The organism is Ferruginivarius sediminum, from assembly GCF_003344765.1.
GTDB lineage: Bacteria > Pseudomonadota > Alphaproteobacteria > Kiloniellales > Rhodovibrionaceae > Ferruginivarius > Ferruginivarius sediminum.
This window is the reverse complement of sequence record NZ_QPMH01000006.1, coordinates 242,065-248,556: the sequence shown is the minus strand read 5'-3', so window position 1 is coordinate 248,556 and position 6,492 is coordinate 242,065. Positions and strand designations below refer to the sequence as shown.

7 protein-coding genes are annotated in these 6,492 nt (G+C 67.2%); 2 read left to right on the top strand and 5 right to left on the bottom strand.

All coding sequences use genetic code 11. The annotated features are described in order from the left end of the window. Window positions 1-285 precede the first annotated feature (285 nt). Both DRB17_RS09100 and DRB17_RS09095 read right to left on the bottom strand, forming a co-directional pair. Entirely contained in the window at window positions 286-1,671 is a 1,386-nt protein-coding gene (locus DRB17_RS09100) for an alkaline phosphatase PhoX (RefSeq protein ID WP_206607833.1), read from the bottom strand. Between the two features lie 248 nt (window positions 1,672-1,919). Then, window positions 1,920-2,507 carry a hypothetical protein gene (locus DRB17_RS09095; RefSeq protein WP_114581899.1) on the bottom strand — a complete coding sequence of 196 codons (588 nt, stop codon included), beginning with the start codon at window positions 2,505-2,507 and terminating at the stop codon, window positions 1,920-1,922. Between the two features lie 287 nt (window positions 2,508-2,794). On the opposite strand from DRB17_RS09095, the gene DRB17_RS09090 reads away from it, so the two are divergent. Both DRB17_RS09090 and DRB17_RS09085 read left to right on the top strand, forming a co-directional pair. After that, entirely contained in the window at window positions 2,795-3,256 is a 462-nt protein-coding gene (locus tag DRB17_RS09090; protein WP_114581882.1) for a PAS domain-containing protein, read from the top strand. Window positions 3,257-3,575: 319 nt separating this feature from the next. After that, window positions 3,576-3,764 (top strand): hypothetical protein, encoded by a 189-nt coding sequence (locus tag DRB17_RS09085; protein WP_114581881.1) that lies wholly within the window; start codon window positions 3,576-3,578, stop codon window positions 3,762-3,764. A 109-nt stretch (window positions 3,765-3,873) separates the two neighbouring features. Here the strand turns inward: DRB17_RS09085 and fghA are convergent, their stop codons facing one another. The 3 genes from fghA to DRB17_RS09070 form a co-directional block, all read right to left on the bottom strand. Beyond that, entirely contained in the window at window positions 3,874-4,722 is an 849-nt protein-coding gene (fghA, locus tag DRB17_RS09080; protein WP_114581880.1) for an S-formylglutathione hydrolase, read from the bottom strand. 15 nt (window positions 4,723-4,737) lie between these two features. After that, window positions 4,738-5,847, bottom strand: a complete 1,110-nt coding sequence (locus DRB17_RS09075) for an S-(hydroxymethyl)glutathione dehydrogenase/class III alcohol dehydrogenase (protein ID WP_114581879.1) — start codon at window positions 5,845-5,847, stop codon at window positions 4,738-4,740. Window positions 5,848-5,962: 115 nt separating this feature from the next. After that, on the bottom strand, window positions 5,963-6,301 hold the full coding sequence (locus DRB17_RS09070; protein WP_114581878.1) for a hypothetical protein: 339 nt from the start codon (window positions 6,299-6,301) through the stop codon (window positions 5,963-5,965). Window positions 6,302-6,492: the final 191 nt, after the last annotated feature.

Here is a 6,492-nt window from a genome sequence, read left to right as displayed (position 1 = left end):
GGCAAAGCTCAACTGACCCGTCCGCTTCAACGCCATTCCAACCTCACTGCGCCAACCACAAGCAGGGAATCACACCTCGCCCATTTCGCAAAGGTCCCGACGCCGGGGAGAGGGACGGGGTGAGGGGGTGGCCGCCTGCCGCAAAGCAGGCAGAGGGGCGTCCCCCAGCGGTTCTTGCAGCCGGCCGCGACGGGGGCGCCCCTTGTATATCTCAGTTGCCGGCCGGCACCAAGCCGGCGAGGCTATCGGTGGACGGGAGCCCGTGCGCCCCCTCACCCGCCGCCCTTACAGCGCGCCGCGGTTCCAGGGGCCGCGGATGGCGAAGGTGACGCCCGGGGACTGGACGTTCGCGAACAGCCATTCGCCGTGGAAGGTGGCGCCGGCCCACTCGCGGCCGGTGAAGTTGCCTTCCGGGTTGTCCCAGAAGTTGGCCTTGGTGCCGGGGAAGACGTCGTCGATGGTGTCGATGTCGCCGGGTTCCAGCACGATCCGGTTCTCGGCGAAGGGGAAGGTCTCGCCCGTCGGGGTCAGGCCGATCATGCGCTTCGGGTCCGAGCCGCCGTCCTCGCAAAGGATGATTCCGCCGCGCGGGCTGATGGCGATGTTGTCCGGGCCGTCGACGTCGCTGGCATCGCGGGATTCGTACAGCATCGTGACCGTCTCCGCGCGCGGGTCGTAGACCCAGACCTGGCCCAGTTCGGCGGCGCCGCCGTCGGTGGAGACGAAGTAGATCAGCCCGGCGTCCTCCCAGCAGCCTTCGCCGCGCGAGAAGATCGCCGCGTCCGGCGCGGATTCGAAGGCGCGGCCGAACTGCGCCTCGGGGTCGGCGACTTCCTGCCACTCGACGCGGAAGGTGGTGCCGTCGGCGAAGCCGCCGCGCAGGTCCTTGCGCGGCTCGCCGGCGATCACCATCGCATAGAGCGTGCCGCCGTCCTGCAGGTGCGTGCCCTGGCCGCGGCCGCCGCCGCCGCTGCCGCGACCCTGCGGGGCCGGCGTCGGGCTGCCCGGCGGGACGTACCTGTAGAAGCCGGCGGGGTTGGAGTCCTCGGTTTCGTAAAGCACGCTGGTCGCCGGATCGATCGCCACGGCCTCGTGCGAGAAGCGGCCCGCGGCGCGGATCGGCCGACCGTCGCCGATGTCGAAGCTGGGCACCTCGAAGACGTAGCCGTGGTTGAAGCCGTCGGCGCGGCTGTTCCAGGCGTGGAAGGTCTCCTCGCAGGAAATCCAGGAGCCCCAGGGCGTCGGCCCGCCCGCGCAGTTGCGGATGGTGCCGCCGAGGCTGGTGTAGGATTCGACGAAGCCGCCGCTCTTCAGGTCGAAGACCAGGTTCGTCGTGCCGCCGAACTCGTCCGGGTTGTACATGCCACCGGGGACGTAGCACTGCGCACCCTCGCCGGCGCCGAGTTCATGGTTGCGGACCAGGGCGATCCGGTTGCCGCGCACGCCGCAGACCCCCATGCCGTCGTGGTCCGTCGGCGTCGGGCGGCCGTCGGCCATGGTCTGGCCGGTCCAGCCATAGGACATGTACTCGAAGCCGTCCGGCAGGGCCAGCAACCGCAGGCCGGTGTTCAGGTCCCGCTTCGGCGATACCGGGCCATAGCCCGCGTCCTGCGCAAAGCCCTTGCGGCCCGCCAGCGAGGTGAACGCCAGACTGGCGACCCCTACCGTCAAACCGCCTCTCACGAACTGTCGACGCGACACGCCGTCCATTTTGCTGCTCCTGATTGACTGCAGGTTTGCTCACCCTCCGCGCGTGGCACCGTTCCGCTCTTTCTTTGCGGACGGAGAGTGATATGCGCTGTTCGGTGCGAGCAGCAAGGTACGTTGGGAGCGTGACATCCTATTTGGAAAATTGCTGCACTATGGTGACGGATTATGTCTGGGACTCCTTTGGTCCCTTCGGGACGACCACGTCCTGATTAGGCCGCGCCGCTGACCACCGACTTGGGACGCGGCACGCCGTGCACGTGGACATCGCCGGCGGAGTGCTCCTTGAGTATCTCGGTGGCGCGGGCTTCGTGCGCCTCGTCGACCGTACGCACCCACAGCAGGATGCCGCCGCTGTCGAGCTGCTCCTGCAGATAGTGGGCGTGGTGGGCCTCGATCAGGCGGTCGAGGGCCGAGCCGATCAGCCCGCCCGCGCCGCCGGCCAGGACGGCGGCGACAATCGCCCCGGCCATGGTGCCGCCGGAGGCGACGATGCCGCCCGCGGCTGCTATCGCGCCGACGTACATCAAGCCGCCGATCAGCCCGCCCTCGGCATCGCCGATGGATTCGGTGGAGATGTAGGCGACCCGGGGCACGGCGGCGTCATCCTCAAGCTCCGCCACCTTGGTGAAGGCATGGCCCAGCTTTTCCTCCACCGTGTCCTTGCCGGCCATCAGGCTGAGGTGCGCCTGGTTGAAGCCGGCGGTCAGCAGTTCGTCGATGGCCGCCTGTAGGCTCTGCACATCATGGAACACGCCCACCGCCTCGCGAACGCCGTTGTCCGATCCCCCTTGGGCCATCGCCAGCATCCTTTCCTTTGGTTTTGCGCAAGCGTTCCCCGGTATGCCTGCGCACCCGCCCGGATCGAGGCTTCGCGGTGCGGCATCACCGGCAATCGGGCCGACGATGGCCCGTGAAAGGCGGCCGGGCCTTGACGCGGATCAATCCGATGTAGACTCTGCCTATTAGATGACAAAAGGCCGATTGCACGCAATGCGATGTGTCGACCGCGTGGCCCCGGCCTGAACGCCGTTTGGGGGCGGCGCCGGGGAAATCAAGAAACAGGCAACAGAACGCCTTATCCGGGATGCTTGAAGACCGTCTCCATCATTCGCTGCATCGCGCGGCCTATGCCTATTGGCGCAGCAAGGCGGCGGAGGGCCGTCTGCCCGGACGCCGGGATATCGATCCCGTCGAGATTCCCGAGATGCTGCCTTGGATCAGCCTGTCGGACGTGATCCGCGATGGCGAGGATGTCCGTTTCCGCTTCCGGCTGGTCGGCACCGGCATCGTCGAACGCTGTGGACGCGACGTCACCGGAAAAACGTTCGAGGAAGCCTATCACGCCCACGCCCTTCGCGAGCAGCGGCAGGCTTTCGCGCGCGTGGCCAACTCGGGCAGGCCATTCCTGGAGGCAAGCCACCTTCTGGCCCCCGGCAAGGAATACGTGGCCTATGAGCGGCTGATCCTGCCGCTCGCCCGCGACGGCCGGCACGTCGACATGATCCTGGGTGTCATGGGCTTCGCCGATAGCCGGGTCAGGGCATGACACCGACCGACCCGACGTGGCAGACGGCGGTACGTTCCTCCCCCGAATGATCCAAATCGGATAAATCAATTAAATTTGTGCATCCGAAAGTTGATGCAAAGCAAGGCGCGCCCGGCGCCGCCGCGCCATACTCCCGACGTCGCAAGCGAAGGGCATCTGGCGTCGCCCAACGCCATCCAAAAGTTGCCGTAGCCACCCCTTGCCGGGTGGGCTGCAGCCGACGGACAGCCCGAAGCGACCAACCACGACAACCTCGGATCACGCGGTATTGACCACGCAATCGAGGCGGAGCCACGCGTCTCGATAAGGGAGGAACCTCATGGATCGCGAACGTGTCTGGAGCGCAGCCGAGCGCCTCAACAAGCGGTACGGGGAGCAGGCCCCGACCCTGGCCTCCCGCAAGGCCAAGGCCCTGCTGGAGCAGGGCCGCACGGAACGGCGCAAGGACTGGCTCCGGATCATGGTTGCCAGTAACGCGCTTCTACAAATGCAGCCGCGTGCGGAATAAGCCGCGCCGACAGGAAAAACGACGCTACGCGCTATAGCGAGCCGCAGCCTCAAGGCCCCGCGAGACGCGGGGCCTTGGTATGTCGGAAGCCTGCTTCGCCGCCCAGTCGTCAGGCGCCGAGTGCCGCGGCGTGATGGCGCAGGTGATCCTCGATGAAGGTCTGCACGAAGTAGTAGGAGTGGTCGTAGCCGTCGTGCATGCGCAACTCGTAAGGCTGCCCGGCTTCCTTGCACGCGGCTTCGAAGATTTCGGGCTTGAGCTGCTCTTCCAGGAACTGGTCCTGGCGGCCCTGGTCGATCAGCATCCTGGCATCGCTGGGCCGCGCGCGCACCAACTCGCTCGCGTCGTGCTGGCGCCAGGCGTCCCTGTCCTCGCCCAGATAGTTTCTGAACGCCTTCTGACCCCACGGGCACTGCATCGGTGCCGACACCGGCGCGAATGCGGAGACGGAGCGGTAGCGCTCCGGGTGGCGCAGGTGGAGGGTCAAGGCGCCGTGCCCGCCCATGGAATGACCGAAGATGCCCTGCGCCTCCGCGTCGATGGGGAAGTTCGCGGCGACGATCTCCGCAAGCTCCCGCGTGACGTAGGTCTCCATGTTGTAGTTTCGCGACCACGGCTCCTGCGTGGCATCCAGGTAAAAACCCGCCGCGCTGCCGAAGTCATAGGAATCGTCCTCGCCCGCAATGCCGGCGCCGCGCGGGCTGGTGTCCGGCATCACCAGGATCAGGCCAAGCTGGGCGGCCACCCGCTGGGCGCCGGCCTTGATGGTGAAGGTCTCCGGCGTGCAGGTAAGCCCGGCCAGCCAGGTGACCACCGGCCGGCGCGCGCCCGAGAGCGCCTGCGGCGGCCGATAGACCGCAAAGGTCATCTCGCCGCCGCACGCCGTGGACGGGTGCTTGTAGAACCCCTGGACGCCGTCGAAGCAGCGCTGCTCGCTGACGGTCTCAAGTGTCGTCATGCGTGCCACCGCCCCTTAGTAGACGACGACCGAGCGGATCGACTTGCCCTCGTGCATGAGGTCGAAGCCCTTGTTGATCTCGTCCAGCGACAGGGTCTGGGTAATCATCGGATCGATCTCGATCTTGCCGTCCATGTACCAGTCGACGATCCTCGGCACGTCGGTGCGGCCCCTGGCGCCGCCGAAGGCGCTGCCCTTCCAGGTGCGTCCCGTCACGAGTTGGACCGGCCGGGTGGAGATCTCCTCGCCGGCGCCGGCGACGCCGATGATGATGGACTGGCCCCAGCCCTTGTGCGCGCATTCCAGCGCCTGGCGCATCAGCTTGACGTTGCCGACGCATTCGAAGCTGTAGTCGGCGCCGCCGCCCGTCAGCTCGACGAGGTAGGGCACAAGGTCGCCCTCAATCTCGCCCGGGTTGACGAAGTGGGTCATGCCGAAACGCTCGCCCCAGGCCTTCTTCTCGTTATTGAGGTCGACGCCGACGATCATGTTGGCGCCCACCATGCGCGCGCCCTGGATCACGTTCAGGCCGATACCGCCCAGGCCGAAGACCACGACGTTCGCGCCCGGCTCCACCTTCGCCGTGTTGACGACGGCGCCGATGCCGGTGGTCACGCCGCAGCCGATGTAGCAGACCTTGTCGAAGGGTGCGTCCTCGCGGATCTTCGCCACCGCGATCTCGGGGAGGACGGTATAGTTCGAGAAGGTCGACGTGCCCATGAAATGGTTGATCGGCTTGCCGTCCAGCGAGAAGCGCGAGGTGCCGTCGGGCATCACGCCCTGGCCCTGGGTCGAGCGGATCGCCTGGCACAGGTTCGTCTTCGGATTGAGGCAGTATTCGCACTCGCGGCACTCGGGCGTGTAGAGCGGGATGACGTGGTCGCCCTTCTTGACCGACGTCACTTCCGGCCCGACGTCGACGACCACCCCGGCGCCCTCGTGGCCCAGGATCGACGGGAAGGCGCCCTCGGGATCGGCGCCGGACAGCGTGAAGGCATCGGTGTGGCAGATGCCGGTGGCCTTCACCTCCACCAGGACCTCGCCGGCCCTCGGCCCGTCGAGGTCGACCTCGGTCACTTCCAGCTTCTGGCCGGCGCCGAACGCAACGGCAGCGCGCGTCTTCATGATGTTATCCTCCCCGGAATCGACCTGTCGGCGATGTTGAATCGGCGGCCAGTCTGGAGCGCCGCGCGCCCTTGTCAACTGCGGTTTTCATGCCACCCGGAGGGGTAGGCGCCGCTCAGGCGAAGCCGCCGCCGTTCCCATCGCCCAGCACGAACCATCCAGCCGCGGTTTCCCGCCCTTCCAGGACCGCGGAAATGTTGAGACGAAGCGTTTCCTCCTCGGCGGGGATGCCGTGCGCGGCCAGTGTGTCCCGGACGACCGATTGCAGCCACCCCACGGTGGCGGGCACGTCGAGATCGCCCACGCAGGGCGCAGTGTTTGGCGACACATCGAGGCGCAGTTCGCCAACGGGACGGCGCAAGCACACCTCCACCGCCTGCAAGCGCGCCGAGGATGGCGTCCCACCGCGCCGCAGCAACACGCGCGCGTCGATCTCTTCCAGCATGCAGATCATGCACCTCTCCCCACTCTTGCCGGACCGGGTCCCTTGACGCGGCACAGCCCGGCGGCTCTGCGTGTCAGGATGGATCGAACCCGGACGCCCGGACAATATCGCGGATGAGGCTTGGTCGCTGCCGAATAGTGCTGTAATTCGCTGATGCCGCGCGTGGCCAGTGCACCCGCCCCGTGCTATCGTCGCGCCAC